This window comes from Pseudonocardia nantongensis, assembly GCF_046546495.1.
GTDB lineage: Bacteria > Actinomycetota > Actinomycetes > Mycobacteriales > Pseudonocardiaceae > Pseudonocardia > Pseudonocardia nantongensis.
This window is the reverse complement of record NZ_JBKGXT010000017.1, coordinates 1-26,788: the sequence shown is the minus strand read 5'-3', so window position 1 is coordinate 26,788 and position 26,788 is coordinate 1. Positions and strand designations below refer to the sequence as shown.

Annotated in this window: 23 protein-coding genes; 7 read left to right on the top strand and 16 right to left on the bottom strand. The window is 73.8% G+C overall.

Annotated elements, in window-relative coordinates:
- Positions 1-21 precede the first annotated feature (21 nt).
- A complete protein-coding gene (locus ACLFMI_RS18560; protein ID WP_410949154.1) occupies positions 22-954 on the bottom strand; it encodes a LysR family transcriptional regulator in 933 nt (310 codons plus the stop codon).
- Positions 955-1,098: 144 nt separating this feature from the next.
- On the opposite strand from ACLFMI_RS18560, the gene ACLFMI_RS18555 reads away from it, so the two are divergent.
- From ACLFMI_RS18555 to ACLFMI_RS18545, 3 genes are read left to right on the top strand one after another with little or no spacing between them, the layout of a single operon-like run.
- Complete coding sequence (locus ACLFMI_RS18555) at positions 1,099-2,106, top strand: Bug family tripartite tricarboxylate transporter substrate binding protein (RefSeq protein WP_410949153.1); 1,008 nt, start codon at positions 1,099-1,101, stop codon at positions 2,104-2,106.
- On the top strand, positions 2,103-2,690 hold the full coding sequence (locus tag ACLFMI_RS18550; protein WP_410949152.1) for a tripartite tricarboxylate transporter TctB family protein: 588 nt from the start codon (positions 2,103-2,105) through the stop codon (positions 2,688-2,690). Before ACLFMI_RS18555 ends, ACLFMI_RS18550 begins: the two co-directional genes overlap by 4 nt.
- Positions 2,691-2,702: 12 nt before the next feature.
- On the top strand, positions 2,703-4,220 hold the full coding sequence (locus ACLFMI_RS18545; protein WP_410949151.1) for a tripartite tricarboxylate transporter permease: 1,518 nt from the start codon (positions 2,703-2,705) through the stop codon (positions 4,218-4,220).
- A 45-nt stretch (positions 4,221-4,265) separates the two neighbouring features.
- Here the strand turns inward: ACLFMI_RS18545 and ACLFMI_RS18540 are convergent, their stop codons facing one another.
- The 3 genes from ACLFMI_RS18540 to ACLFMI_RS18530 form a co-directional block, all read right to left on the bottom strand.
- Positions 4,266-6,314 (bottom strand): ATP-dependent Clp protease ATP-binding subunit, encoded by a 2,049-nt coding sequence (locus ACLFMI_RS18540; protein ID WP_410949150.1) that lies wholly within the window; start codon positions 6,312-6,314, stop codon positions 4,266-4,268.
- 72 nt (positions 6,315-6,386) lie between these two features.
- Positions 6,387-7,508: an NAD(P)H-dependent flavin oxidoreductase gene (locus ACLFMI_RS18535; protein ID WP_410949149.1), complete on the bottom strand. Its 1,122-nt coding sequence runs from the start codon at positions 7,506-7,508 to the stop codon at positions 6,387-6,389.
- The gene (locus ACLFMI_RS18530) at positions 7,505-9,625 is read right to left on the bottom strand and encodes an acetate--CoA ligase family protein (RefSeq protein WP_410949148.1); all 2,121 of its coding nucleotides are present in this window, start codon (positions 9,623-9,625) and stop codon (positions 7,505-7,507) included. The genes ACLFMI_RS18535 and ACLFMI_RS18530 overlap by 4 nt, the downstream gene beginning before the upstream one ends.
- A 104-nt stretch (positions 9,626-9,729) precedes the next feature.
- On the opposite strand from ACLFMI_RS18530, the gene ACLFMI_RS18525 reads away from it, so the two are divergent.
- Both ACLFMI_RS18525 and ACLFMI_RS18520 read left to right on the top strand, forming a co-directional pair.
- Positions 9,730-10,365, top strand: coding sequence for a TetR/AcrR family transcriptional regulator (locus ACLFMI_RS18525; RefSeq protein ID WP_410949147.1), 636 nt, complete (start codon positions 9,730-9,732; stop codon positions 10,363-10,365).
- A gap of 77 nt (positions 10,366-10,442) precedes the next feature.
- On the top strand, positions 10,443-12,839 hold the full coding sequence (locus ACLFMI_RS18520) for an acetyl-CoA acetyltransferase (protein WP_410949146.1): 2,397 nt from the start codon (positions 10,443-10,445) through the stop codon (positions 12,837-12,839).
- A 219-nt stretch (positions 12,840-13,058) separates the two neighbouring features.
- Here ACLFMI_RS18520 and ACLFMI_RS18515 read toward each other — a convergent pair whose 3' ends face one another.
- On the bottom strand, positions 13,059-13,277 hold the full coding sequence (locus tag ACLFMI_RS18515) for a hypothetical protein (protein ID WP_410949145.1): 219 nt from the start codon (positions 13,275-13,277) through the stop codon (positions 13,059-13,061).
- A 188-nt stretch (positions 13,278-13,465) separates the two neighbouring features.
- On the opposite strand from ACLFMI_RS18515, the gene ACLFMI_RS18510 reads away from it, so the two are divergent.
- Entirely contained in the window at positions 13,466-13,705 is a 240-nt protein-coding gene (locus ACLFMI_RS18510) for a DUF6158 family protein (RefSeq protein ID WP_410949144.1), read from the top strand.
- A 50-nt stretch (positions 13,706-13,755) separates the two neighbouring features.
- Here the strand turns inward: ACLFMI_RS18510 and ACLFMI_RS18505 are convergent, their stop codons facing one another.
- Both ACLFMI_RS18505 and ACLFMI_RS18500 read right to left on the bottom strand, forming a co-directional pair.
- The gene (locus tag ACLFMI_RS18505; RefSeq protein ID WP_410949143.1) at positions 13,756-15,021 is read right to left on the bottom strand and encodes an MFS transporter; all 1,266 of its coding nucleotides are present in this window, start codon (positions 15,019-15,021) and stop codon (positions 13,756-13,758) included.
- 174 nt (positions 15,022-15,195) lie between these two features.
- Positions 15,196-17,061 (bottom strand): MFS transporter, encoded by a 1,866-nt coding sequence (locus tag ACLFMI_RS18500; RefSeq protein WP_410949142.1) that lies wholly within the window; start codon positions 17,059-17,061, stop codon positions 15,196-15,198.
- A gap of 192 nt (positions 17,062-17,253) precedes the next feature.
- Between ACLFMI_RS18500 and ACLFMI_RS18495 the strand changes: the two genes are divergently transcribed.
- On the top strand, positions 17,254-17,925 hold the full coding sequence (locus tag ACLFMI_RS18495; protein WP_410949141.1) for a TetR/AcrR family transcriptional regulator: 672 nt from the start codon (positions 17,254-17,256) through the stop codon (positions 17,923-17,925).
- Between the two features lie 18 nt (positions 17,926-17,943).
- Here ACLFMI_RS18495 and ACLFMI_RS18490 read toward each other — a convergent pair whose 3' ends face one another.
- The 9 genes from ACLFMI_RS18490 to ACLFMI_RS18450 form a co-directional block, all read right to left on the bottom strand.
- Complete coding sequence (locus tag ACLFMI_RS18490) at positions 17,944-18,252, bottom strand: YciI family protein (protein WP_410949140.1); 309 nt, start codon at positions 18,250-18,252, stop codon at positions 17,944-17,946.
- 180 nt (positions 18,253-18,432) lie between these two features.
- Positions 18,433-19,266 (bottom strand): SAM-dependent methyltransferase, encoded by an 834-nt coding sequence (locus ACLFMI_RS18485; RefSeq protein WP_410949139.1) that lies wholly within the window; start codon positions 19,264-19,266, stop codon positions 18,433-18,435.
- A gap of 10 nt (positions 19,267-19,276) precedes the next feature.
- On the bottom strand, positions 19,277-20,746 hold the full coding sequence (locus ACLFMI_RS18480) for an MDR family MFS transporter (RefSeq protein ID WP_410949138.1): 1,470 nt from the start codon (positions 20,744-20,746) through the stop codon (positions 19,277-19,279).
- Positions 20,747-20,823: 77 nt separating this feature from the next.
- Positions 20,824-21,789: a DUF418 domain-containing protein gene (locus ACLFMI_RS18475; RefSeq protein ID WP_410949137.1), complete on the bottom strand. Its 966-nt coding sequence runs from the start codon at positions 21,787-21,789 to the stop codon at positions 20,824-20,826.
- Positions 21,786-22,025: a hypothetical protein gene (locus ACLFMI_RS18470; protein WP_410949136.1), complete on the bottom strand. Its 240-nt coding sequence runs from the start codon at positions 22,023-22,025 to the stop codon at positions 21,786-21,788. Before ACLFMI_RS18470 ends, ACLFMI_RS18475 begins: the two co-directional genes overlap by 4 nt.
- A 120-nt stretch (positions 22,026-22,145) precedes the next feature.
- Positions 22,146-22,514, bottom strand: a complete 369-nt coding sequence (locus ACLFMI_RS18465; protein ID WP_410949135.1) for a hypothetical protein — start codon at positions 22,512-22,514, stop codon at positions 22,146-22,148.
- Positions 22,515-22,597: 83 nt separating this feature from the next.
- Positions 22,598-24,019: an amidase gene (locus ACLFMI_RS18460; RefSeq protein WP_410949134.1), complete on the bottom strand. Its 1,422-nt coding sequence runs from the start codon at positions 24,017-24,019 to the stop codon at positions 22,598-22,600.
- Positions 24,020-24,188: 169 nt separating this feature from the next.
- Positions 24,189-25,130, bottom strand: a complete 942-nt coding sequence (locus tag ACLFMI_RS18455) for a glucosyl-3-phosphoglycerate synthase (RefSeq protein WP_410949133.1) — start codon at positions 25,128-25,130, stop codon at positions 24,189-24,191.
- A gap of 195 nt (positions 25,131-25,325) precedes the next feature.
- Entirely contained in the window at positions 25,326-26,597 is a 1,272-nt protein-coding gene (locus ACLFMI_RS18450; protein WP_410949132.1) for an ABC transporter substrate-binding protein, read from the bottom strand.
- Positions 26,598-26,788 lie beyond the last annotated feature (191 nt).

Here is a 26,788-nt window from a genome sequence, read left to right as displayed (position 1 = left end):
CCTACGATGCCTGTACAGGACTCATTGAGCATCAAGCGATACCGTGCTGGCATCGTCCGCTTCGTTCTCGCTGTTCTCGTCGTCGAGCACCGCCAGCACCGAGCGCAGTGCCGGGTTGCGCGACCCGTGCGGCCACAGGAGGTGCAGTTCCACCGGCTCGGCGACCGGCGAGTCCAGCGCGGCGAACTCGACGCCGGTGATTCCGAGCCTGCGGGCCGACCCGGGCACGAACGCCAGGCCGCGGCCGGCCTCGACCAGCCAGAGCATCGTGAGGATCTGGCTGACGGTGTGCACCACGTTCTGGTGCGGGACCTCGACCAGGCCGACGATCAGGTCGTAGAAGTATCGGGCCTGGGTCGGCGAGTGCATCACCACCGGTTCGCCCGCCAGGTCGTCACTGCCGAGCGGACGGTCCAGCCCGGCCAGCCGGTGCCCGGCCGGCAGCGCCACCATGATCGCCTCGCGGTGCAGCACGCGGGAGCCGAACACCTCGTCGTCGAACGGCGGGCGGGCCAGCCCCAGGTCGATCTCCTCGTTCAGCAGGGCAGCGACCTGGTCGCGGGTGACCATCTCGGAGAGCACCAGCTCGACGTCGGGCAGCTCGGCGCCCACCCGGTTGAGCAGGTCACCGAGCACCCCGAACGTCGACGCCGCGGTGAACGCCACCCGGACGACACCGGCGGAACCCGCCGACACCCGTCGCGCCAGCGCCGGCGCGGCGTCGGCCAGCGAGAGCAGGCGGCGGGCCTCCACCAGGAACGCCGATCCGGCCGTCGTGAGGACGACACTGCGGTTGCCGCGCTCGAGCAACTGGGCCCCGACGGCCCGTTCGAGCTTCTGGATCTGCCTGCTCAGCGGTGGCTGCGTCATCTGCAGCCGGGCCGCGGCGCGTCCGAAGTGGAGCTCGTCGGCCACCGTCACGAAGCCGCGCAGCTGGTCCAGCGTGAACGCCATACCTTGACGGTATCAAGCTATGCAGTATCGGGTTTAGACATGCATGGGAGCCGTTCCTAGGCTCCGACCATCCCGGCTGCGGTGACGGCACGCGACACGCGTGGAACGCGCACCGGCCGACCGGTCACTCGAAGAGGAGATGACATGACCCGGACGCGCAGGAAGCGGTTGGCGATCGCCGGCCTCGGGCTGGCGCTGACCCTGTCGCTGAGCGCCTGTGGTGGGAACCTCGGCGGCGGCCAGGCCGCCACCGCCGACACCTATCCGGACGGGCCGATCACGATGCTGGTCGGGCAGGACCCGGGAGGCAGCACCGACCTGGTGGGGCGTGCACTGGCCGATCGAGCCGGTGCGGACCTGGGGGCGCCGATCGCCGTCGAGAACCGGCCCGGCGCCAACGGCGCGATCGCCGCACAGGAGCTCACCGGCGCCGAGCCGGACGGCCAGACCCTGATGGTGCTGGTCGGATCGCTCTCCTACATCACCCCGCTGGCCGTCGAGCCCGATCAGGCGATCGACCTGGCCGACTTCGAGATCGTCAGCGGCCTCTCCCAGGACGACTACGTGCTGGTCGCCGGGCGGAACACCGGCTTCCGGACGATCGACGACATGAAGGCCGCCGGCCGCCCGATCAACTTCGGTACCACCGGCGTCGGCACCGGCAGCCAGCTGAGCTCCGAGCTGCTGTTCCAGCAGGCGGGCATCGACGCCACCGCCGTGCCGTTCGACGGCGGCTCCCCCACCCTGACCGCCGTCCTCGGCGGGCAGGTCGACGTCGCCGCGATCCAGCTCGGTGAGGCGGTCGAGCAGATCCGCGCCGGTGCGATCACCCCGATCGTCACCTTCGCCGGCCAGCGGGTGAGTTACCTGCCCGACACCCCGACGGCGACCGAGGCGGGCTACCCGGTGCAGGTCCAGCAGTCCCGGGCCGTCGTCGCGCCGAAGGGGACCCCGCCCGAGGTCCTGGGCGAGCTGCGCACCGCGTTCGATACCGCGTTCGCCACCCCGGAGTACAAGGAGTTCAACACCCAGCGGCTGCTCACCCCGAACGAGGTCTCCGGCGAAGAGCTCCGCACGCAGTGGTCGAGCGCGCTGGAGAACTACCGGGCCCTGGTCCAGAAGTTCGGCATCGACCTGGGCGGCAGCGCATGACCCGGCCGTCCGGGTCCGCCCGGACGCCCGCCACCGACGAGCCCGCCGACCCCGGCCCGCCCGTCGAGCGGACCGGGGCCGCGGCTGCGGCGGACGGCGATCTGCCCGCCGACGACGCGGACGGTCCCGAGGAGGAAACGGCCCCGCCGGCCGGGCCCGTGACCAACCTGGTCGTCGCGGCAGTCGTCGTCGCCCTGGGCGTCGCGGCGGCCGTCGGGGCGACGGCGTTGGGCCTCGGTACGCCGGCCGAGCCCGGGCCCGGGACCTGGCCGCTGATCGTCGGCGTGCTGCTGCTCGCGCTCGGCGCAACGCTCGCGGGCACCGCCCGGCGGAGCGCCGACGCCGAGCGGTTCACCCGCTCGTCGGTGGACGTGCTGCTGGGCGTGGTCACGATGGTCGTGTTCGTCGGGGTGATCGGTTACATCGGTTTCGAGATCCCGGCCGCCCTGCTCGCCTTCGTCTGGCTCCGCGTGCTCGGCAGGGAGGGCTGGCGGCTCTCGGCGATCACCAGCGTCGCCGTCGTCGTCGCCTTCTACCTCGTGTTCGTCGTCGGGCTGTCGGTCGACATCCCGCACCTGTTCTGAGAGGGGAGCGCAGTGGACCTCACTCCCGTCCTGGACGGATTCGCGGTCGTTCTCGAGCCGACCAACCTGCTGTACTGCCTGCTCGGCGTCGTGATCGGCATGCTGATCGGTGTGCTGCCAGGGCTCGGCCCGGCCGCCACGATCGCGGTGCTGCTCCCCCTCACCTTCAGCGTCGAGCCGGTCACCGCGATCATCCTGCTGGCCGGCATTTTCTACGGTGCCCAGTACGGCGGCACCATCACCTCGGTGCTGCTGCGGCTGCCCGGCGAGGCGTCGTCGGTGGTGACCGTCTTCGACGGCTACGCGCTGGCCCGCCGGGGCCGGGCCGGCACCGCGCTCGGCATCGCCGCGATCGGCTCGTTCATCGGGGGCACCGTCGCGATCGTCGCGATGACGTTCGTGGCGCCGCTCGTGGCTGGCTTCGCGCTCGACTTCGGTCCGCCGGAGTACACCGCGCTGGCGCTGCTGGGCATCCTGCTGGTCGCCACCGTCAGCGGTGGCGGCAAGGTCAAGGCGCTGGTCGCCGCCGCGATCGGGCTGCTGCTGGCCACGGTGGGCCGGGACGGTTTCACCGGGGCCGAGCGGTTCACCTTCGACAGCCTCGCGCTCAGCGACGGCCTCGACTTCGTCCCGATCGCCATGGGGTTGTTCGGCCTCGGCGAGATCCTGCACAACCTGGAGCAGCGGCACCGGGCGGTCTCGGCACCGGCGCGGGTGACCGACGTCTGGCCGTCGCGCAAGGACCTCCGGACCGCGTCCGGCGCGTTCGGCCGCGGCTCGGTCATCGGCTTCGCGCTGGGCGTCCTGCCCGGTGGCGGTGCGACCCTGTCCTCGCTCGCCGCCTACGGCGTGGAGAAGCGCCGCTCGAAGCACCCGGAGCGGTTCGGCAACGGCGCGGTCGAGGGCGTCGCGGCGCCGGAGACCGCCAACAACGCGGCGGCGACGTCGTCGTTCATCCCGCTGCTCACCCTCGGCATCCCGGCCAACGCCACCATGGCGGTGATCTTCGGCGCGCTACTCATCCAGGGCGTCACGCCGGGCCCGCTGCTGGTCAGCGAGGACCCGGAGCTGTTCTGGGGCGTGGTGAACTCGATGTACATCGGGAACATCCTGCTGCTGATCATGAGCATCCCGATGGTCGGTGTGTTCGTGAAGATCCTGCGGGTGCGGGCGACGATCCTGGCCCCGATCACGGTGCTGATCACGCTGGTCGGCGTGTACACGGTGAACAACAGCGTGTTCGACATCGGCCTGGTCGTGGTGTTCGGAGCGCTCGGCTACCTGATGAAGAAGCTCGGATTCGAGCCCGGCCCGCTGGTACTGGCCTTCGTCCTCGGCGCGATGCTGGAGACCTCGCTGCGCCGCTCGCTGCTGCTATTCGGCGGCGACCCGGCCGGGTTCCTCGCCCGGCCGATCTCCGGCGTGCTGCTCACCGCGTTCCTGGCGGTCGTGCTGCTGCCCCTGGTCGCTGCGCTGTGGCGGCGTCGCCGCCGGGCACCGGCCGAGGACCGGGTGAAGGAGACACTGTGACCGTGCTCGCGCGCTACCTGCACGCTGCGGAGGGCGAGCCGGCGTTCACTCCCCCGGCCGGACCTCCAGCGACAGCTCGTCACCGGAGGCGGTGAGCCGCACGGTGCCCCCCGGACGCAGGTCCCCGGACAGCAGCAGCCGGGACAGCCGACGGTCCACCTCGCGCCCGATGGTGCGGCGCAGCGGCCGGGCGCCGTGCTCGGGCCGGTGCCCACGCCGCGCCAGCAGGTCGACGGCGTCGTCGTCGGCGTGCAGCGTGACGCCCTGGGCGCGCAGCCGCTCGCCGGTCTCGTCGAGCATCATCGCGGTGATCCGGCGGAGCTGGGCCGGGGCCAGCGGGGCGAAGAGCGCGATCTCGTCGATCCGGTTCAGGAACTCGGGCCGGAAGTGCGTGCGGGCCAGCGCCAGCAGCGGCTCGCGGACCTCGTCGAGCGGCGTGCCGGCGGCCGCGGCGATCAGCAGCTGCTCCGAGCCCAGGTTGCTGGTCATGACCACGATGGTGTGCCGGAAGTCGACGGTCCGGCCCCGGGAGTCGGTCAGCCGGCCTGCGTCGAGCACCCCGAGCAGCGTCGAGGTCACCTCGGTGTGCGCCTTCTCGATCTCGTCGAGGAGCAGCACGCAGTAGGGGGTGCGGCGGACCGCCTCGGTGAGCCGGCCGCCGTCGTCGTGGCCGACGTAGCCGGGCGGGGCGCCGATCAGCCGGGTCACCGACGCGCGGTCGGCGTACTCGCTCATGTCCAGGCGCACGATCCGGTCCGGGGAGTCGAACAGCGCCTCGGCCAGTGCCCGGGCCAGCTCGGTCTTGCCGACCCCGCTCGGCCCGAGGAACAGGAACGAGCCGACCGGCCGCTCCGGGTGCCCGAGCCCGGCCCGGCCCGCGCGCACGGCGTCGGCGACGGCCTCCACCGCGTCGTCCTGCCCGACGACGCGCGCGTGCAGGTGCTCCTCCAAGCGCAGCAGCCGGTCCCGCTCGCCGGTGCCCAGGCGCGCGAGAGGGATGCCGGTGCGCCGGGAGACGACCTCGGCGACGTCGTCGGCGGTGATCTCCGGGCGCCCGCCCGCCGCGGGGGTGGCGGCGAGCAACCGGTCCAGCTCGCGGCTGAGCATCCCGGCCCGCTCGAAGTCCTCGGAATCGACGGCGACCTCGCGGGCCCGCCGCAGCTCGGCGGCCTGGCGCGCGGTCGCGTCCGCGGCCGCGTCGCCGCCGGTCGTACGCATGCCGGCCCGGGCCGCGGCCCGGTCGACCAGGTCGATCGCCTTGTCCGGCAGGAACCGGTCCGGCACGTAGCGGGCTGACAGCGTGACCGCGGCGTCCAGCGCGGCGTCGGTCAGCGTGACGCCGTGGTGGCTCTCGTAGCGCCCGCGCAGGCCGTGCAGGATCGCCACCGTCTGCGATTCGGTCGGCTCCGGCACGACGACCGGCTCGAACCGCCGCTCCAGCGCCGCGTCCCGCTCGATGTAGCGGCGGTAGTCCTCGGTGGTCGTCGCGCCCACCAGGCGCAGCGCGCCGCGGGCCAGCGCGGGCTTGAGGATCGACCCGGCGTCCATCGCGCCGCCGTCCGCCCCGCCTCCGGCGCCGATGACCAGGTGCAGCTCGTCGACGAACACCACGATCCGCCCCTGGGCCGCGACCACCTCGTCGATCACAGCGGTGAGCCGCTCCTCGAACTCGCCGCGGTACTTGGTGCCGGCCACCATGCCCGCCAGGTCCAGCGCGATCACCCGGACGCCGCGCAGCACCGCGGGGACGTCACCGGCGGCCACCCGCGCGGCGATCCCCTCGGCGATCGCGGTCTTGCCCACGCCCGGATCGCCGACCAGCACCGGGTTGTTCTTGGCCCGGCGGCCCAGCACCTCCAGCGCGGCGTCGATCTCGGCGTCCCGGCCGATCACCGGGTCCAGCCGGCCTGCCGCGGCGTCCGCGGTGAGGTCGCGGCCGAACCGGTCCAGCCCGCGGGTCCCGCGGCTACCGGGCGGGCGCTGGTCGGTGTCGGTGGCCTCACCGGGGCCGTCGAGATCCCCCAGGCTCTCGAACAGCCGCCCGAGCAGCGGTTCCAACGGGCCGAACGCATCGCGCAACGGGTCCTGGGGCATGGCCGCCTCCTCCGGGCCTGGTACCCGCCAGCGTAGGCCCCGGCCGCGGACCCGGGGCGTGCTGACGGGTGATCAGGTCAGCGTCCGGAGCTCCTGCAGGCGGGCGACGCAGTCGTCGACGATCCGGCGGGTGATCTCCCCGGCAGGCGCGAGCTCGGCGAACCCGCCGACCACCTGCCCGATGAAGAACGACTCCAGCGCCGTCGCACCCGGATGCCCGTTCCCGGCGGCCTCGTCGATCCGGCTCCAGGCGTCGGAGATCAGCATCGGCTGCAGCGGCATCGGCAGCGGGGACGGGCTGCCCGGGCGCTCCCACTCGTCGTGCCAGGCGCTGCGCAGCTGACGGGCCGGCTTGCCGGTGCGGGCCGGCGATCGCAGCGTGTCCGAGCTGGTCGCGGTCAGGAACTTGCGCTTCACCGCGTCCGGGGTGATGTCCTCGTGGCTGGACAGCCACACCGAACCGCACCAGACGCCGGACGCGCCGAGCGCGAGCGCCGCGGCCATCTGACGCCCGGAGGCGATCCCGCCCGCGGCGAGCACCGGCACGTCGCCGGCCGCGTCGACGATCTCCGGGGTGAGGATCATCGTGGCGACCGTGCCGGTGTGCCCGCCCGCCTCGGTGCCCTGCGCGACGAGCACGTCCACGCCGGCCTCGAGCTGGCGGCGGGCGTGCTCGGGCTTCCCGACCAGGGACGCGACGAGGACCCCGGCCGCCTTCGCCCGGTCGACGAGCGTCGGCGGCGGGGTGCCGAGCGCGTTCGCGACCAGCGCGACCGGGTGCGCGAACACGACGTCGAGCAGCGCCGGGACACCGCTCGGGTCGAGGTTCGCGATCAGCTCGGGGCTCTCATGGCGCGGTCGCGCCGGCGCCGGGATGTCGTAGCGGGCGAGCAGTTCGTCGACGAACCGGACGTGCTCGTCGGGGATCTGGGCGCGCAGGCTGGCGACGAGGTCGGCCGGGTCACCGGGCGCCGTCTTCCCGGGTACCAGCAGGTCCACGCCGTAGGGCCGCCCGCCGACCTGCTCCTCGATCCAGGTCAGCTGGGCGTCGAGCTCCTCCGGGGTGTACGCGGTCGCGGCGAGCACGCCGAGACCGCCGGCCCGGCTCACCTCCGCGACGACGCCGGGCGAGCGGTTGAACCCGACCAGCGGGGCGTCGATGCCGAGCAGGTCGGTGAGGGCGGTGCGCATCATGAAGCGTCTCTCCAGGTGACGACGGCGTCCAGCGCCTCGACGGCCGACCCGTCGACGCGCAGCGGGTTGATCTCCAGCGACTCCAGCTCGTCGCCGAGGGCGAGCGCGAGGTCGCCGACCCTGGCGACGACGGCGGCGACCGCGTCGACGTCCACCGGTGCCGCGCCGCGCACCCCGTCCAGCACGGCGGCACCGCGCAACCGGCGCAGCATCGCCGCGGCCCGCTCCGGCGAGACGGGCAGCGGCGAGAGGACCGAGTCGCCCAGCACCTCGACGAGGGCCCCGCCGAACGCGACGGCCAGGATCGGACCCCACTGCGGGTCCCGTACGACGCCGACCAGCAACTCCGTCCCACCCCGCCGCATCGGGGAGACGAGCACGCCCGTCACCCGTGCACCCGGGACCGCCGCGGCGGCCAGCGTCACCGCGCTGTGCGCCGCACGCACCGCATCGTCGCCCTGTACCCCCAGCACGACACCGCCGACGCCGCTCTTGTGCAGCACGTCCGGCGAGACCAGCTTGCAGGCGACCGGGCCGCCGATCCGGGACGCGGCCGCGACCGCCTCGTCGGCCGTGCCGACCAGCTCGCCCGGCACGACCGGCACACCGGCGGCGGCCAGCAGCCGCCGGGCCGCCGGTTCGGACCAGGCACCGCGACACGCGGACCGCTCCGGGACGTCGACGGCGGACGGTCCGGCGGTGAGCCGGGACGCCTGCGACCACCAGGCCACGTTCCGCAGCGCGACGACGGCCTGGCGCAGCCCGGGGATCGCGTAGGGCACGCCACCCGCGGAAAGGACCTCGCGGGTGCGGTCGGTGATCGGGGCCAGCACCTGGTTCACGTAGGCGACCGGGCAGCCGGCCTGCGCGATCCCGGCGCCGATCGCGTCCACGAACACCTGCCCGCTGTAGGGGCCCTCGCCGGTCCAGGGCAGCGAGTTGACGACGGCGACGGCCCCGACCGACGGGTCCGCGGACACCGCGGCGATCGTCCGGGTGAACACGCTCGGGTCCAGGATCGCGGCACCGGTGACGTCGAGCGGGTTCTGCACGGTGCCGTAGTCGGGCATCACCGCGACCACCGCGTCGCGGGTCTCCGCGGCCAGCTCCGGCAGCTCCATGCCGACGTCCTTCGCCCGGTCGGCCACGATGTCGCAGGCCCCGCCGGAGATCGACACGACGCCGATGCCGGGGCGCTGGAGCCGGCCCATGTGCGCCGTGGCCCCGGCGGTGATCAGCATGTCCTCGATGCAGTCGACCCGGATGATCCCCAGATCGGCGAACACGGCGTCGATCACCGCGTCGTCGCCGACCAGCGCTCCGGTGTGCGCGGCCGCGGTGCGGGCGGCGAGCGCGCTGCTGCCCGCCTTCAGCACCACGACGGCCTTGCCCGCGTCCCCGGCACGGCGCGCGGCGCGGCGGAACGCGTCCGGGTCGCGCACGGTCTCGGCGAAGATCGCGACGGCACGGGTGGCGTCGTCGTCGACCAGGAAGTCCAGCACGTGCCCGGCCGTCACCATCGCCTCGTTGCCGAGGGTGACCATCAGCGACAGGCCGATCCCGGCCGCTCCCGCGAACTCCACCATCGCGCCGGAGCTGGCTCCGCTCTGCGACAGCAGCGCCACCGGGCCGGGGGTGCGCGGCAGTCCGGGCACGCACGTGATCGGCACCTGCGCTGTGATGTTGGCGAAACCGAGCTGGTTCGGGCCGAGCAGCACCATGTCCAGCGACAGCGCGTGCGCGACCAGCTCGTCCTGCGCCGCGCGGCCCGCCTCCCCCGCCTCGGCGTAGCCCGACGAGAGCACGACGGCGTTCCGGATCCCCGCGGCGGCGGCGTCGGAGAGGGCCTCCGGCATGCCGGCCTGCGGGACCATCAGGAACGCGACGTCCACCGGCTCGCCGATCTCCGCGCACGAGGTGACGGTGGGCCGCCCGTGCGTGGGCGCGCCGCGGCGGTTCACCAGGAACGTCCGGTCGGTGAACCCGAACTCGACCAGGTTGTCGTAGGCGAGCCGGGAGAACGCGGACTTGTCCGCCGCCCCGACCAGGGCCACGCTGCGCGGCCGGAACAGCGACTCGAGCCGCTCCGGGGTGATCGCAGGTGACGTCGACGTCACGGCTGCCTCCCGTGTGCACCTATCTGGACGCTGCCCGTCCGGAAGTCCGCCCTGACGCTAGGGTGACGGCCGCCGCCGAAGCAAGACCCGCCCGGAGACCCGCCATGACAGGCACCAGCACCCCCGGCACCGGAACCGGCACGTCCGGTACGAGCACCGGACGTCCCCGCGACCCGGCCGTCGACCGGCGGATCGCCGCGGCCGCGGTGGAGCTGTTCGGGCGCGCGGGCTGGGCCGGGTTCAGCCTGGAGGCGGTGGCCCGAGAGGCGGGCGTCGGCAAGGCCTCGATCTACCTGCGGTGGAGCGCCAAGGAGGATCTCCTCACCGACGCGCTGGCCAGCCGGCTCGTCGATGTCGCCGACGCCGACACCGGCACGCTGCGCGGTGACCTGCTCCGGCTCGCCCACCAGATGCTGGCGCTCTACCTCGGCGAGAGCAGCCGGGCCGCGATGCGGATGACCGTCGAGGCGCCGTCGATCCCCGGGGTCGCGCAGCGCTGGGACGCGATGCGCGACGCGCAGGTGCTCGCCGCCCGGGCGATGGTCCGGCGTGGCATCCGGCGCGGGGAGATCCCGGACGACACGTCGGTGACGATGCTGCTGGACACGCTGTGCGGCGGGGTGGTGATGCACGTGTCGTCCGCCCCGGGGCACCTGCGCGAGCGGCTCGTCGCCGACCTCGACGACTACGCCGAGGGACTCGTCGACTTCCTGCTCGGTGCGGTGCACCGCCCGGGCTGAGCGGCCTTGAAGCCCACCCGACCCCGGGATACGGTCGGCCGGTTGCTGACGGAAGACGTCTAGGAAGTAGGCCGGGCATGAGCACCGAGATCGATCCCCGCACCCCGGTCCTGGTCGGGGTGGGCCAGTCCTCGGACCGGATCGACGCCCCCGGCTACCGGCGCCTGTCCGCCGTCGAGCTGGCCGCCGAGGCCGCACGGGAGGCGTTGCGCGACACCGGCGTCACCGATCCGGCCGGGCCTGCCGCGGCGCTCGACACGCTCGCCGGCGTGCGCCAGTTCGAGATCTCCACGCCGGGCGCCGAGGCCCCGCTGGGCCGCTCCACGAACTACCCGCGCTCGGTCGCGCAGCGGGTCGGCGCCGACCCGGAGCGGGCGATCCTGGAGGTCACCGGCGGCCAGGCACCGCAGCACCTGGTGACCGAGCTCGGCGCCGCCATCGCCGCCGGCGCAGCCGAGGTCGCCCTCGTCGTGGGCTCCGAGGCGATCTCCACCGCCCGCCACCTCGCCGGGACCGAGGACGCCCCGGACTTCTCCGAGACCGTCGACGGGACGCTGGAGGACCGCGGGTTCGGGCTGCGGGGCCTGGTCACCCGCCAGCAGATCGCGCACGGCCTGACGGGCGCGCCGAACCAGTACGCGCTGCTCGACAACGCCCGCCGGGCCCGCCTCGGCCGGACCCGCGAGCAGTACGCGGCCGAGATGGGCGAGCTGTTCGCGCCGTTCACCCGGGTCGCCGCGGCCAACCCGCACGCCGCCGCGCCGACCGCACGCAGCGCGTCCGAGCTGGCCACCCCGACCGAGCGCAACCGCCCGATCGCCGACCCCTACACCCGCTACCTGGTCGCCCGCGACCAGGTGAACCAGGGCGCGGCGGTACTGCTCACCTCGGTCGCCGCGGCGCGCCGGCTCGGCATCCACGAGGACCGCTGGGTGTACCTGCACGGGCACGCCGACCTGCGCGAACGGGACCTCCTCGAGCGCGCCGACCTGGGCACCGCACCGGCCTCGGTGGCCGCCGTCCGGCACGCCCTCGACGTCGCCGGGATCGATCTCGACCAGCTGTCCACACTGGATCTCTACAGCTGCTTCCCGATCGCGGTCTCGAACATCTGCGACGGCCTCGGCCTGGCCCCGGACGACCCGCGGGGGCTGACGCTCACCGGGGGGCTGCCGTTCTTCGGCGGCGCCGGGAACAACTACTCGATGCACGCGATCGCCGAGACCGTGCAGCGCTGCCGCGCCACGCCGGGCAGCTACGGGCTGGTCGGCGCGAACGGCGGCGTCTGCAGCAAGTACTCGGCCGGGATCTACTCCACGACCCCGACACCCTGGCGCACCGACCGCAGCGCTGACCTCCAGGCCGAGCTGGACGCCGTCTCCGCCCCGCCGCGGACCGAGCACGCCGACGGCCCCGCCACCATCGAGACGTGGACGGTCGTGCACGGCCGCGACGGCGCCCGCACCGGGATCGTCGTCGGGCGCCTGGACCCCGGTTCCTGCCGGACAGACGCCGCCGGCAGCCGGTTCCTGGCCCGCACCGTCGACGGCGACGAGACCACCCTCGACCTCCTCTCCACCGGGCAGCCGGCCGGCACGGGCATGTACGCGCGCTCGTTCGGCGCCGGCAACCGCGTCGCCACCACCCGCGAGCGGATGGACGAGATCGCCCCGCGCCGCGCGCCCGGGCTGCGCCCGGAGGGCTACGAGCACGTGGCCGTCCGCCGCGACGGGCACCTGCTCGAGGTCACGATCGACCGGCCGGACGCCCGCAACTCGCTGCACCCGCCGGCCAACGACGAGCTCGACGAGGTGTTCGACGCGTTCTTCGCCGACCCGGAGCTGTGGGTCGCCATCCTCACCGGCGCCGGTGACCAGGCGTTCTCGGCAGGCAACGACCTGCGCTGGTCGGCCTCGGGCAAGCCGATGTGGGTGCCGAAGAACGGGTTCGCCGGGCTCACCGCCCGGGCCGCGATGACCAAACCGGTGATCGCCGCGGTGAACGGGTTCGCGATGGGCGGCGGCTGCGAGATCGCGATGGCCTGCCACCTCGTCGTCGCCGACACCACGGCCCGGTTCGCGCTCTCCGAGGTGAAGGTCGGGCTCGTCGCCGGTGCCGGCGGGCTGGTCCGGCTGCCGCGGATCGTCGGCCCCACCCTGGCCACCGAGATGATCCTGACCGGGCGACGCCTGACCGGGCAGGAGGCGCTGGCGGCCGGGCTGGTGAACCGGGTGGTGGAGGCCGGGACCGCGCTGGCGGGCGCCCGCGCACTGGCCGCGGAGATCCTGGAGGGCTCCCCCACCTCGGTCCGGACGTCGCTGCAGATCATGGACGAGACCGGTGGGATCGCCGACACCGTCGAGGCCGTCCGGCACCCGTCCCCGGCCCTGGACGAGCTGATGGTCAGCGAGGACGCCGTGGAGGGGGTCACCGCATTCGCGCAGAAGCGCGCCCCGCGGTGGGTCAACCACTGACACCGGGACGTCGGTCAGGGGCGGCACATCATGACCCTGCGGCGCCGCTCGAGCAGGGCGTCGATGCCGTCGCGGATCTGTTCCCGCGACGTGCACCGTCGCCGTACCACTCCGCGACCGGCCCACACCGCGCGCCCACATTTCTGCCCGTGGCCACCTCCCGCGGCACCCGGGCCGTCGTCCCGGCCCGGGGCGACGGGAGGGGGCCTACCGGTCGGGTCACATGTTGCGGGACGTCCACTCGGGAGACACGCCGCCCCGGTGGTGCTCGATGCGCCGCAGGCGCCGACGCACCTCGTGGGTGAGCCCGTCGACGCGGTCGAGCAGCCGCGCGAGATCGGCGACCTCGTGGTCGATGAGCTCCTCGCGGTCCTGCTCCGCGTCCCGGACGCGACGGGAGGTCTCGTAGCGGGTGCTGCGGGCGTCGTGAACTGTCACTCTCTCTCCGTGCATCGGTCGGTGATCACCACGTTCGACGCGAGGGGACGCCGTCCACACGGGCGGCGAGCGGGCTGGCCCCGGCGCGCCTCGTGCGACAACACCGCGTCGTCGCCGTCTTGTTCCTGCCCCGGACGCCCGATCCGGCCGCCGGTGCATGATCGCCCCGGGTGCGGGTAGGGCTCGGTATGACCGATCGATCGCACGGCATCGCGCCCGCCGAGCTCGGAGACGACGAGCTCCGCCGCGAGATGACGCACCTGCACGAGACCCGGAACGACACCGTCCTCGGCGGCTCCGAGGACGCGCTGGAGGCGCACACCCGGCGGATGCTGGAGCTCGAGGAGGAGTTCCTGCGCCGGCTGCCCGGGGAGGCGGCGCCGGACCCGCAGCGCACCCGGGCCGGCAAGCGGGAGGGGAGCGGGTAGCCGGCGTCGCCCGGCTCCCCACCGGCGGGTGTGGTGTGCTCGCGCGACCGTCACCCGGTCCGACGGCGGGCGCCCGGGTCGACACCGTGCATGATCCCGTTGGCCTGGTGCATCCCGCGTAGCAGGTCCCGCAGCAGGACGGCGACGTCGCCGAGCGCCGAGTCGTCGCGCCCGGCGGCGTCGACCGAGCTCTGCCGCACGCCCATCGCCGCCACCACGGCGGCCCCCACGAGGACGACCGCGAGCACGCTCGTCGCGGCGTCCAGCGGCCGGTACAGCGTCATCAGGCCGACCGCGACCGTCGGGATCCCGGCGCCGAGGTAGTAGACGACGTAGGCCATCGCGGTGGTCCCGGCCGCCCGGTCCCCGACCGCCACGGCCTGCACCACGCCGTGCGCTCCGCCGTAGGCGAGCCCGTGCCCGAAGCCGGCGGTCATCGCCGCCGCCAGGGTGACCGCCACCGATGGGGACCCGCCGGCGCTCAGCACCACCAGCAGCCCGCAGACCAGGAGGGCCAGACCCGCCAGCTGGGCGCGCACGGCGCCGAGCCGGGTCAGGACGGCGTGCGCCGGCAGCGCGGCGAGGACGACGACCGCCGCGACGAGACCGAGCACGGCCGTGCCCACCCCGGCGGAGTCCCGGGTCAGGGCGCTCGGGATCAGGCCGAGGAACAGCCCCACGACGGCCCAGGACACGAAGCCCGTCCCCATCGCGGCCAGGTAGGGCGCACGCCCCCGCTGCGGCAGCTGTGGGGAGGCGGAAGGCCGGTGGCGCGGGGTCGCCGGCACGGCCGGGGCCGGCGTGGGAGCGAGCCGGTGGTGCACGACGAGCAGGGCGAGCACGTGCAGCAGGTGCACGGTGGCGTGCGGCGCCGGGACGAACTCGGCCAGCAGGCCGGTGACACCGGGACCGGCCGCGGTGCCGACCAGGAAGACCAGCGCGCCGGCGGCGGCGAGCCGTCGACGACGGCTGGTCACGCGGGCCTCGGCCAGCACCGCCATGCCCGCCCCGGTCGCCGCACCGAGCGCGACACCCTGCAGGACGCGCCCGGCGAACAGCCACGCCGGGTGCGCGGCCACCGCGAAGCAGACCGACCCGAGTGCGGCGACGAGCAGGCCGATCCGCACCAGCCGGACCCGGCCGAGCCGGTCGCCGAGCGGGCCGAGCACCAGCAGCGCGGGGACGCTGGCCGCCGCGTACGTCGCGTAGACGAGCGTGAGGGTCAGGTCGCCGAAGCCGAGATCCTGCTGGTACCCGGGGAACAGCGGGCTCGCCATGTTCGCGCCGAACGCGAGCAGTGCGAGGGCCGCGGCCATGTCCAGAGGCCTGTCGACGACCGGTACGGCCGGGCCCGCACGGCGGGTGCGGCGAGGGACCGGTGCGGGGCGGGGGGAGCTGGTGATCGTCGTGGACACACCGTCAGCGTGCCCACGCGATCGTCCATGAACATCACAGAGTTTTCAGAGTTAACGTTGAAGTCTCGTACAAGATCATCTCCCCGTTCGTTCGCGCTGGTCGCGGGCCCGGACCGAGCCGGCCGCCCGGAATCCGGGTGACCGACCACACCCGTTTGGGAGCACGGGACGGTCCCGGCCCCACCGGGCCCGGGCCACTCCGGTGGGGGTGATGCGGACATCGCTCCCGGATGCGCTCGGCTCCCCGCCCGCGCGCCGCGAAGCCGGTTCCAGCAGCACGTCACGCCGGTGCGGGCCCGGTCCCGCGAGCCGCTCCGCGTGGCTGAGCTCCCCCCACCTCACGACCAGCAGGTCCGCGGTCCCGGCGCCGTCCGCCACGACCGCGAACGCCCCGTCCCGGCCGGTCCGGGACCGGCCGACCGTCGCGCCGTCCGGCCCGACGAGCGTCACGACCGCGTCGCCGGCGTCGCCGTCGCGGTGCCGGACGGTCCCGCTCGCCGCCGGACGCCCGCCTGCGGCCGTGCCGGGGTCGGCCCCGGCAGGCCCGGGGTCGGGAGCTCGCTCGGCCCGGCGCGGCGGGATGAACACGGTGATCGCCATCGCGACCAGGGCCGCACCCGCACCGAGCACCATGACCACCACGAAGGCCGCCTCGGTCGGGACCTCGGCGCCTGCCATGGTGGTCGTCATCTGCGCCAGCAACACGCCGGCCACGGCGCTGGCGGTGCTGGTCCCGATCGCGCGCATCAGGTTGTTCAGGCTGTTCGCCGAGGCGGTCTGGGCGACCGGTACCGCGGCCATGATCAGCGAGGGCATCGCGCCGTAGGCCAGCCCGATCCCGGAACTGATCACCACCGAGCTGACCAGCAGCTGCCACACCTCGGCGTGCAACACCGCGCCCAGCCCGTAGCCGGCCGCGACGACCACCGCGCCGACCATCAGCGTGGTCCGCGGCCCGGACGCCGCGCTGATCCGCGCCGACACCGGCGACATCGCCATCATGCAGAGGCCACCCGGCGCCAGCACCAGGCCGGCGACCACGATCGACTGCCCGAGGCCGTAGCCGGTCTCGGCGGGCAGCTGCAGCAGCTGCGGGAACACCAGCGACATCGCGAACATCGAGAAGCCGAAGACCGCCGAGGCCGAGTTGATCAGCAGCACCTGCCGGCGACGGCTGACCCGCAGGTCCACCAGCGGCTCCGTGCGCCGCAGCTCCCACATCGCCCAGGAGAGCAGCGCGAGGGCCGCGACCACGAACAGCGTGGGCGTGGTCGCCGACGCCCACCCCCAGGTGCCGCCCTTGGACACCGCGAGCAGCAGGCATACCAACGTGGCGGAGAGCAGCAGCGCCCCGAGCAGGTCGAACCGGCCGCCGGCGCGGTGCGGCGACTCGGGCACGGTCGTCAGGACGAGGGCCGCGGTGACCAGCCCGAGCGCCCCGCCCGCCCAGAACAGGACGTGCCAATTCAGGGACTGGGCCACGAACGCCGACAACGGCAACCCGAGGGCTCCACCGACCCCGAGCGAGGCGCTCATCAGCGCGGTCGCCGACCCGAGCCGCTCGGCCGGGAGCTGGTCACGCATCAGGCTGATGCCCAGGGGCACGACACCCGCGGCGAGACCCTGCAGGGCGCGGCCCACCACCAGCGGCACCAGCGACTCGCTCAGCGCGCCGATCACCGAGCCGACCACGAGCGTGCCCAGGCAGAACAGCAGCATCCGGCGCTTGCCGAACATGTCGGCGAGCCGGCCCACCACGGGGGTCGCGACCGCGCTGGCCAGCAGCGTCGCCGTCACGACCCAGGCGGTGTCGGCCGGGTCGGCGTCGAGCAGCCGCGGGAACTGCGGCACCAGCGGGATGACGATGGTCTGTTGCAGCGAGACGACGATGCCGGCCAGTGCCAGCACCCCGACCAGCCACGACGCGCGGGACGCGGCCACGGGGCCGTCGTCCCGGGTCGTGCTGTCACCACCGGACACACGAGCTCCAAGGGGTGGAAGGTGTGGGTTCTGGCGTAGATTAAATCATGTGCTTGACTTAGTCTTGCCGGGGTCCGCCATGTCACACCGGTGGTGCGACGATTCCCGGCCCGGCCGGCATCACCGGCGGATCGACGAGGAGGTGGTGGGACGGTGCCCGCACGCGCACGGACCGATCGCGGCGCCGCCACGCGCGAGCGCATTCTCGACGCCGCGGAGCAGCTGTTCGCCGAGCACGGCGTCTACGCCGTCTCCAACCGGGCGATCGCCGAGGCCGCCGACCAGGGCAACAACGCCGTGGTCGGCTACCACTTCGGCACGAAGGCCGACCTGGTGCGCGCGCTCGTCCGCCGGCACGCCGACGCGGTGGATCGGCGGCGGGAGGCGATGGTGGCCGGACTCGGCCCGGACCCGGGCGTCCGCGACTGGGTCGACTGCCTGGTGCGCCCGGCCGCGCAGCACCTCGGCGACCTCGGCGCGCCCACCTGGTACGCGCGGTTCGGAGCCCAGATCATGACCGACCCGGCCCTGCGGCCGGTCCTGCTCGCGGAGTCGCTCGCCTCACCCTCGCTCACCGCGGCGCTCGACGGGCTGCGCTCATGCCTTCCGGCGCTGCCCCAGCGAGTGCAGCGCGAGCGCGCCGACCTGTGCCGGCTGCTGCTCGTCCATCATCTCGCCGAGCGGGAGCGGACCCTGGCCGACGAGGCCGACGAGGCCGCCACCGCGCCGGCCGCCGCCTGGTCCCGGACGGCCACCGGGCTGGTGGACGCCGTCGTGGGCATCTGGCTGGCGCCACCCACCGACGACTCGGAAACGCGGTCCTGAATCAAACGCGGTCCTGAGTTACTCGCCGCCGGTGAGCGCACCCGCCACGGGACCGAGCGGCGGAACCCACTCGCGGATGTCGGCGGAGGACACCACGCCCGCCGTCGTGTACGGGTCCCGATCCACGATCGCCTGCACAGCCGACTTGTCCGCCGCCCGGAACACGAGCAGCCCGCCCGGTGCCTCGGTCGGCGCCCACGCGCCGGCGGCGAGCAGGGTCCCGTCGGCGGTGAAGCCGTTCAGGTACTCGCGATGCGCCGGGCGCGTGGCCTCTCGCAGCTCGGTGTCATCGGTGTAGGAGTACATGACGGCGAACGTCGTGGTCATGCCGCCGATCTTCGCACACGGCCGCGGTCGGTTCCCGACGCCGAGGGCGACCATGAACGCGGGCGGGTACCGGTCGCCCCGCCGAGGCCCGCGAGCGGCCGGAGCTGCTGCCGGTGCTCGGCGCCGAGGAGTTCCCGACGGCCACACGGGACGCCCCGGTCCGGTGAGGCCGCGAGGTGCCTACCGGTCCGGCCGTGCCTCGGGAAGCCGGGCCAGCGCCCCGTAGCCGTTGGCGGCGGCGCCGGTGGCGGCGGACCCGCCCGGGTCGTCCGGGCGCCAGTCGGGAAGCAGTACCACGCCGGGCTCGAGGATCGTGTAGCCGGTGAGCATGTCCGCGAGCTGCTCACGGGTGCGCATGGTGACCGGCGTCGGCGTCGTGTCGAGCACCTCGCGCACGACGTCCTGTTCGTCCGGGGAGAAGCTGGTGGCGGCCAGGTGGGACACCGCGAGGTAGCTGCCCGGGCAGCAGGCGTCCCGGTAGGCGGCGAGGACCCCGGCGGGGTCGTCGGCGTCGGACAGGGCGTGCAGGAGCGCGATGGCCAGCACCGCCACCGGCTTGTCGAAGTCCAGGAGCCCCGCGACGCCGGGGGCGGCGAGCACGGTCCGCGGGTCACGGATGTCGGCGTGGGTCACGGTGGCGTCGGGGTTGTCGGCCAGCAGGTCCGTGGCGACCATGACCGCGACCGGCTCGATGTCGACGTAGGCCACCCGCACCCGCGGGTCGACGGCCTGGGCGATCTCGTGGACGTTGCCGACGGTCGGCACGCCGGAGCCGAGGTCGAGGAACTGGTCGATGCCGTCGGCGACGAGGCGGCGGACCACGCGGCTCAGGAACGCGCGGTTCGCCAGCGCGAACGTCCGGGCGTGCGGCGCCGCCTCCAGAGCCCGGTCCGCCGCGGCGCGGTCGACGGCGAAGTTGTGCGATCCGCCGAGGTAGTAGTCGTACATCCGGGCCAGATTCGGGACCTCCAGGTCCGGAACGGTCCCGTCGCCGTGCGTGTCCCCGCTGTCCACCACCCCATGATCACTCACGAACGGCCGCCGCGGAACCGGTCGATTCGGGGCGGCCCCGTCCCAGCAGGAGCGATCCCGCCAGCACCGCCGTCGAGATCGCGGCCGCGACGACGAACGCGCTGCGCACCCCGGTGGAGTCGGGCTCGCCGGCCGGATCGGCCGACCACAGCGTCATCACCGTGACGAACAGCGCAGCTCCGGCCGCCCCGCCCAGCTGCTGGCTGGTGGTCATGATCGCGCTGCCGTGCGCGTGCAGCGGGCGCGGCAGCGCACCGAGCGCGTCGGTCACCAGCGGCGTGAAGTTCATGGCGAGCCCGATCGACATCACCACGTGTACCAGCACCACCAGCCAGACCGGCGTGGCTGCACCGAACGAGGCGAACGTCCACAGTGTCAGGCACAGCAGCACCGACGCCGGGACGACCAGTGCCCGGACGCCGAGCCGGTCGTAGGCGCGCCCGACCAGCGGGCTGAGCAGCCCCATCACCGCGCCGCCGGGCAGCACCACCAGGCCGGCCACGAACGCGCTCCGGCCGAGCACCCCCTGGACGTAGAACGGGAGCAGGATGACCGCACTGAACAGCGCCATGTAGCTGGCGACGGCGAGGATCAGCGACACCGTGTAGGCCGGGACGGTGAACGGCCGGAGGTCCAGCAGCGCCGACCCGGTCCGCTGGAGCAGCAGCTGCCGGAGCACGAACACCGTGAGCAGCACCGCGCCGGCAAGCACCCACGCCCAGGAGGGCAGGCCGAGCGGCGCCTCGGACGCGGAGGCGCCGACCTCCCCGATCCGGGTTAGCCCGTACACCAGGGTCGAGAAGGCGCCCGCGGTCAGGACCACCGACCAGACGTCCAGCCGGGCCCGGGAGGTCTCGGACTCGATGTGCAGCCAGCGGGTGCCCGCGGCGAGCGCGACCAGCGCGATCGGCAGGACGAGCCAGAACATCCACCGCCAGCCCAGGGTGGCCAGCACTGCCCCGGCCGCCGTCGGCCCGACCGCGGGCGCGACGGCCAGCACGATCGACATCATGCCCATCACCTGTCCCCGGCGGGAGGTGGGCACCAGCGCGAGGATGCTCGTCATCAGCAGCGGCACCATGATCGCACTGCCGGCCGCCTGGACGATGCGCCCGGTCAGCAGCAGCGCGAACCCGGGGGCCAGGCCGCAGAGCAGCGTCCCGGCGCCGAACAGGGTCATCGCCGCCAGGTAGGTCCGCCGCGGTGTCCAGCGCTCCAGGATGTAGCCGGTGGTGGGGACGACCACCGCCATCGTGAGCAGGTAGCCGCTGGACAGCCACTGCGCGGTGGACACGCTGACCCCGAGGTCCCCGACCAGCACCGGGAGCGCGACGGTCATCACCGTCTCGTTCAGCACCATCACGAACGACGAGCCGACCAGCAGCGAGATCGACAGCAGCGCCCCGGCCGGCAGCCGGTCCGGGGTGCGACGCCCGGCTCGCGAGTCCTGTCCGGACGTCACACGCCCTCCTCCGCCTGCCGGTCGATGAGGTCAACCCCTACACGGCGGCTCCCGGACCGCACGACACCGGGTTCCGGTCACCGCACCGGCAGGGCCGGCGCCTGCGGACGGGTCCGCCAGGTCACCGCCCGCCACACCCACTCGACCGGCCCGTAGCGTGCCCTCCGGAGCCAGAGCCGGCAGGTCACGCACTGCACGGCGACCACGGCCGCCCCCAGGACCAGCGCCGCGGGCAGGTCGCCGGAACCGGTGAGGCCCAGCGCGGCGCCGGCCGGCACGACGGCAAGTGACGCCGTCAGGTAGCTGGTCAGCGCCATCCGCCCGAGCGGGGCGAACACCGCGGTCAGCACCCCGCGCAGCGGCCCGGCCAGCAGCAGCGCGGTGCCCACGACGTAGACGACGGCCAGGGCCATGCCGGCCTGCCCGCCCGCGGTCGAGAACCGCGGGTCCCCTGGTTCGAGGGTCTGCCGGTACAGCGCCACCGCCGCGACCGGGACGGCGATCGCCAGCACCCACCACACCGGCCGACCGGCCCGCTCCAGCACCGCGGGCACGCCGTAGGCCGCGCCTGCCGCACCGAGCAGGATCATGCCCGGGGTCTCCACCGCGGAGCTGCCGGCCAGCGCGACGACCACTCCGGTCGCTGCGGCGCCCAGGACGAGCTGCACGGCGCGCGGGGTCAGCAGCACCACGGGCAGGACGAGCAGGCCCGCGATCGCGTAGAACCTCAGGATCTCGCCGGGATAGACCAGCGCGTGCACGAGCCCGATCCCGAACAGCGCCGTGAGCCGCAGCAACATCGGCGGCCACGGGGAGAGGCGCCGGGCCCGGGCGGACCGGACGATCAGATACATCCCGACCCCGAACAGCACCTCGAAGATCGGGACGAGCCGGGACTGCACCAGCAGGTCGAGCCCGCTGCGCAGCGACCCTCCCCGGCTCGCGGACGCCCCGAGAGAGAGCATGTCCGGGACGTTCACCAGCACGATCCCGGCGATCGCCATGCCGCGCAGCACGTCGAGGACGCGCAGCCGCTTGCTCACGAGGGGTCGTCCTGGTTGTTGGCGTCGCACCAGGCCCTGCCGGCGGCGTCGACGGTGTCCTCTTCGGAGCCGATGTCAGGTTCCCCGGCGAACTTGGTGCCGACGGCCGCGGAACCCGGCCCTGTCACCTCCATCCGGACGTCCCGGCTCTGCCCGAGCAGGCCGCAGCCGCTGATCAGGGTCACGGCGGCGGCCGAGCTGATCAGCGCGGCGGCGCGGACGGTGGTTCGTGGCACGCGTGCTCTCCGTTCCAGGGGTGATCTCGAGGGGTATGTCGAGGGGTGATCCGACCCCTGCAGCGTGCACGGGCGCCTCGGCGCGCGGATCGGACTTTCGGTCGAATCCGGTCGTCCCGCCTACGTCCGAAGGACCGATCCCACTCCGCGGGGCGCGCTCACCGTGATCGTCGTGGATGCGGGATCGCACCGGCTACCGGCCATGACCGCCGCGGTGACCGTCGTCGTGCTCGGCGGTGCCGCGCTCGCCGACCTGTCGGTGTTCGCCCCGCGCACGCCGACCGGCCGGATGCTGATCGGCGAGGCCGCGCTGCTGGTGGTGCTCGCCTGGGCCGGCTCGGCGAGCACGGGCTCACCGAGGTCGGCGCCGATGCCTACTTCCCGATCAGCGCTCCCGCCTGCACCGCCCTCGAGCGGGCCACCGTCGTCCAGATCCGGGATCGACTCGTCCGCCACGGCATCCCCACCGCCGCCGAGATCGACCAGCACCTGCACAACCTCGACAGCGGGCGGCTCCCCGACCTCGCGACCTCACTGATGGTCTCCGCCTGGGGCTCGAGGCCGTAGGCCCCTCAGCGCGGTGCGACCGCCTCCGGCCGCGGTGCGGGGAACCCGCCGACGGCCTGCTCGTAGGCGTGCGCCACCCGCAGCACGGTCGCGTCGTCGAAGCGCTTCCCGATGATCATCATGCCGGCCGGGAGACCCTCGACGAGACCGGCCGGGACGCTGCAGGCCGGATGGCCGGTGACGTCGAACGGAGCGGTGTTGCCGATCATCGACAGCGCCGTGTCGAGGTAGTCCGCGAGACCGACGTCGGCGGCCGGGATCTCCCGGGCGACGTAGGGAAGCGTCGGCATCACCAGCACGTCGCACGACGAGAGCGCGTCGTCGTAGGCCGCCCGGAGCTCGTAGGACAGGTTGCGGGCCATCGCGTAGTACCTCCCGCCCCCGAGCTCGAAGGTGTAGCGCCCGGAGAGCCCGACCAGCTTGACGGTCCGCGACAGCTCGGACCCGCGTTCGACGCGGCCGCGCGCGTAGTGGGCGATCAGCTCGGGATCGTAGAGCCCGAAGGTGCCCATCCCGTACCCGTTGCCGTCCAACATCTGATACGCGGCGCCCTCGGTGGCGATCACGTTCCAGACCGCCATCGCGTCCCGGTGCCACGGCACCGACACCTCCTCGGCGGTCAGCCCGGCCGCGCGCAGGCCGTCGACCGCCGCGCGCACGGCGTCGTCGACCCCGGCCAGCGAGACCGGCGTGCCGAACCCCTCGCCGACCACACCGACCCGCAGACCCGCCGCGCCCTGCTGCAGCGACGCGAGGTGGTCGACCGGGTCGATCACCGTGGGCTGCCGGGAGTCATAGCCGTCGACGCCCGCCATGACGTCCAGCATGAGCGCCGCGTCGGCCACGGTCCGCGTCATCGGACCGAGATGGTCGATCGTCTGCTCGATCGGGAAGGCGCCGGTGTAGGGCACCAGCCCGTAGGTCGGCTTGTGGCCGACGATTCCGGAGAACGACGCCGGGATCCGGACCGACCCGCCCTGGTCGCCGCCGACCGCGAGGTCGACATCGCCATTCGCCACCAGGGCGGCGCTGCCGCTGGACGAGCCACCCGCGTTGCGTGCGGGGTCCCACGGGTTGCGCACCGGTGCCGGCCACGACGTGAAGCTCGCGCCCGAGAAGCACAGGTTCTCGCACACCGACTTCCCGGCGACAGTGGCCCCCGCCTCGAGCAGCCGGCTCACGACCGTGGCGTCCCGGGCCGGCACGAACCCCGCCACCGACGACGAGCCGTTGGCCATCGGCACGCCGGCGACGGCGACGTTGTCCTTGATCACGACGCTGCGCCCGGCCAGTGGGCCGGCGCCCGATCCGTTGATCGAGGCCCGGACCGCCCAGGCGCAGCGGGTTCTCCGACGGCGCGCGGTACTCCCGGTCCGGGGCCACCGGCGCGGTCCGGGCGTAGAGCTCCGCCACCCGCTCGGAGGCACCGAGCGTGCCGGCGACGGCGGGCTGGAACTCGGCCACCTCGGTCTCGTCCAGCCCGAAGCCGTAGTGCTCGGACAGGGCGCTCAGCCGGGAATGATCAGGCACGGGAATGGTCACGAGCATCCCTCCGGTGGGTGGTGTCCCGAAACCTAGGGAGGTGCGCACCGCAGGTCAACGTGTGTCGACCGCGCACGCCACAGCACGCATCGGGGGCCGATCGCGCCGCTCGACGTCGTGGTCGACCGGTACCCACTCCTGTGCCACCTGGCGGAACTGGACCAGCGTTCCTCCCGCGTCACCGATCTCCGCCCGCTCCAGCATCGCCGACACGATCTGGCGGGACATCACGCCCAGCTCCGGCACGGTCCGGTTCCGATGCTTGCGCACACCCAGGTTGACCTGCGCCACCGCGTCCAGGCCACGGACCCGCTCGGTGTCCATCAGCAGTCCGATCTCCACCCCGTAGCCGGGAGCGAACGGCAGTGACTCCAGCAGCTCGCGGGTGGCCGCGTACTCACCACCCAGAGGCTGCACGATCCCGGCCAGGCCCGGCCGCAGCGCCGCGATCAACGGACGCACCGTCAGCTCGGTCACCCGCCCACCACCGCTGTCCGCCTCCGCCGCCCCCAGCCGGAGCGGTCGCCGGTAGAAGCCCTTCACGAGCTCCACCCCGGGCTCGACGAGCAGCGGCTCGAGCAGCGCGGGTACGAAGCCGGCATCGAACTCGACCAGGTCCGAGTCGATGAAGACCACGAGGTCACCGCTGGTGGCGGCCAGCGACCTCCACAGGACCTCGCCCTTGCCCGGCCGCACCTCGACTCCGGGAAGCACCTCGCCGCGTGTGACGACGTGCGCCCCTGCCGCCGATGCCACGGCGCACGTGTCGTCCGTGGAACCGGAATCGACGACGACCAGCTCGTCCACCAGGGGTGTCGGGCCCACGGTCAACGGCACCAGGGCGGCGACGATCGCTCCGACCGTGGCCTCCTCGTCCAGCGCGGGCAACACGACCGAGACCCGGCGGCCCCGCTTCGCCCCCGCCAGCGCCTCGACGTCGAGCCGGGTCCGGTGCCAGGTGCGTCGGGCGAACCAGTCCTCCTGCTCAGATCGCATGGTGTCTCCCCGAGAGCCGATCCGGACGCGATGGCCGGCCGCCGGCGCTCCGTGCCGGCAGGCCGTTCCACGAGGTGATCAAACCGGCTTTCGCCGGAACACCGCCAGCCGGGCTACCGACTGAGATCACGGGGCGTCGAGCTCGCCCACCGCGGACGGACCAAGGACGTCGTGCGGGTCCGCGCCCGCCGTGCCTCAGCCGGCCGGCGGTGCCGGGATCCCGTTCGGCGGCGGCGCGCTCGGCCCGCCCGGGTACGGCGTGATCGGCGCGTCCCCGTTGTCGGTGACCTGGACGGGCGTCAGGTCCTCGGTGCCCGCCCCGGCGATCCGGCTCACCTTCACCCCGGAGATCCCGGCGTGGCTCTGCTCGGAGAACCGGTAGGGCGCCAGCCAGGGGCCCTCCAGCTGCGATCCCTCCCGTTCGACGGCGGAGACGAGCCCCTCCCGGGTCGGGTCCGGGCCCGCGGCCTGCAACACCTGCACGAACGCGTACGCCTGGGCCATGCCGTAGATCCGGAAGTTGGTCAGCTCGCCACCGGTGCCGTGCTCCTGCCAGACCCGGGTGAACAACTGGGTCCACGGGTCGTCGGCGGCCTCGACGCTGGGCAGGTACTCGGTCGTGATGGCCCCGTCGAGCAGGCCCGCGTCGGTGACCGCTCCCTCGGAGAAGCGGGCCAGCAGCGACCCGACCAGCTCCGGGTCGGAGCCGATGTTGCTGTAGGCCCACTGCGGCGTGTAGTTCAGCCGCAGCGACTGCAGCTGCGACAGCGCCGTGTAGGAGGGCACGTTGAACCCGATCACCAGGTCCGCGCCGGAGGCCTGCAGGGCGGCGATCTGCGGGGCGACGTCGGTGTTGCCGGGCGTGTACCGCTCCGCGGCGACGATCTGGGCGTCCAGGTAGCGCCGGACGCCGATCTCGGCGTCCCGGCCCAGGTCGTCGTCCTGCAGGAACAGGCCGACCTTGGCCTGCGGGAAGTTCTGCGCGATGTACTGGCCGAGGATCTTGGCCTCGATCTCGTAGTCGGGTTGCCAGCCGAACGTCTGCGGGTTGCGCTCCGGCTGGTTCCACAGCAGCGAGCCCGAGGACACGAACAGGTCCGGCACGCCCTCACTGTTCAGGTAGTCCAGCACCGCGGAGTGCGTCGGCGTGCCCAGCCCGCCCAGCATCGCGAACACCTGGTCCTGCAGCACCAGTTCGTTGACGACCTGGCTGGTCTGGGTGGGGTTGTAGGCGTCGTCGCGGAACACGTACTCGATCTGCCGACCGTTCACCCCGCCGTTCGCGTTGACGTAGGCGAAGTACGCCTGGGCGCCGGTGGGGATGTCGCTGTAGCCGGGGGACGCGACGCCGGTCAGCGGGAAGTGCGCGCCGACCTTGACGCTCTGCGGCGTGATGCCGGGCTGCGCTCCTCCCTCCTCACCGGACGGTCGTCCGCCGGCACCGCACGCGGACAGCAGCAGGGCCACGGCGGCGACAAGCGCAAGCAGTGCCGCCCTCCCGCCCCGGCGCGGTCGGGGCGCACCGGGTGCCCTCAGGCGCGTTCTGTGGGTTGATCGGCGTGTCGGCGCACGACATGAAGGTGCCCCTGGACAGGCTGGTGATTGCTGAAGTCGCCGACCTGTCAGGGGCGCCGGTCATGTTGCCTGCCGAGGATCTG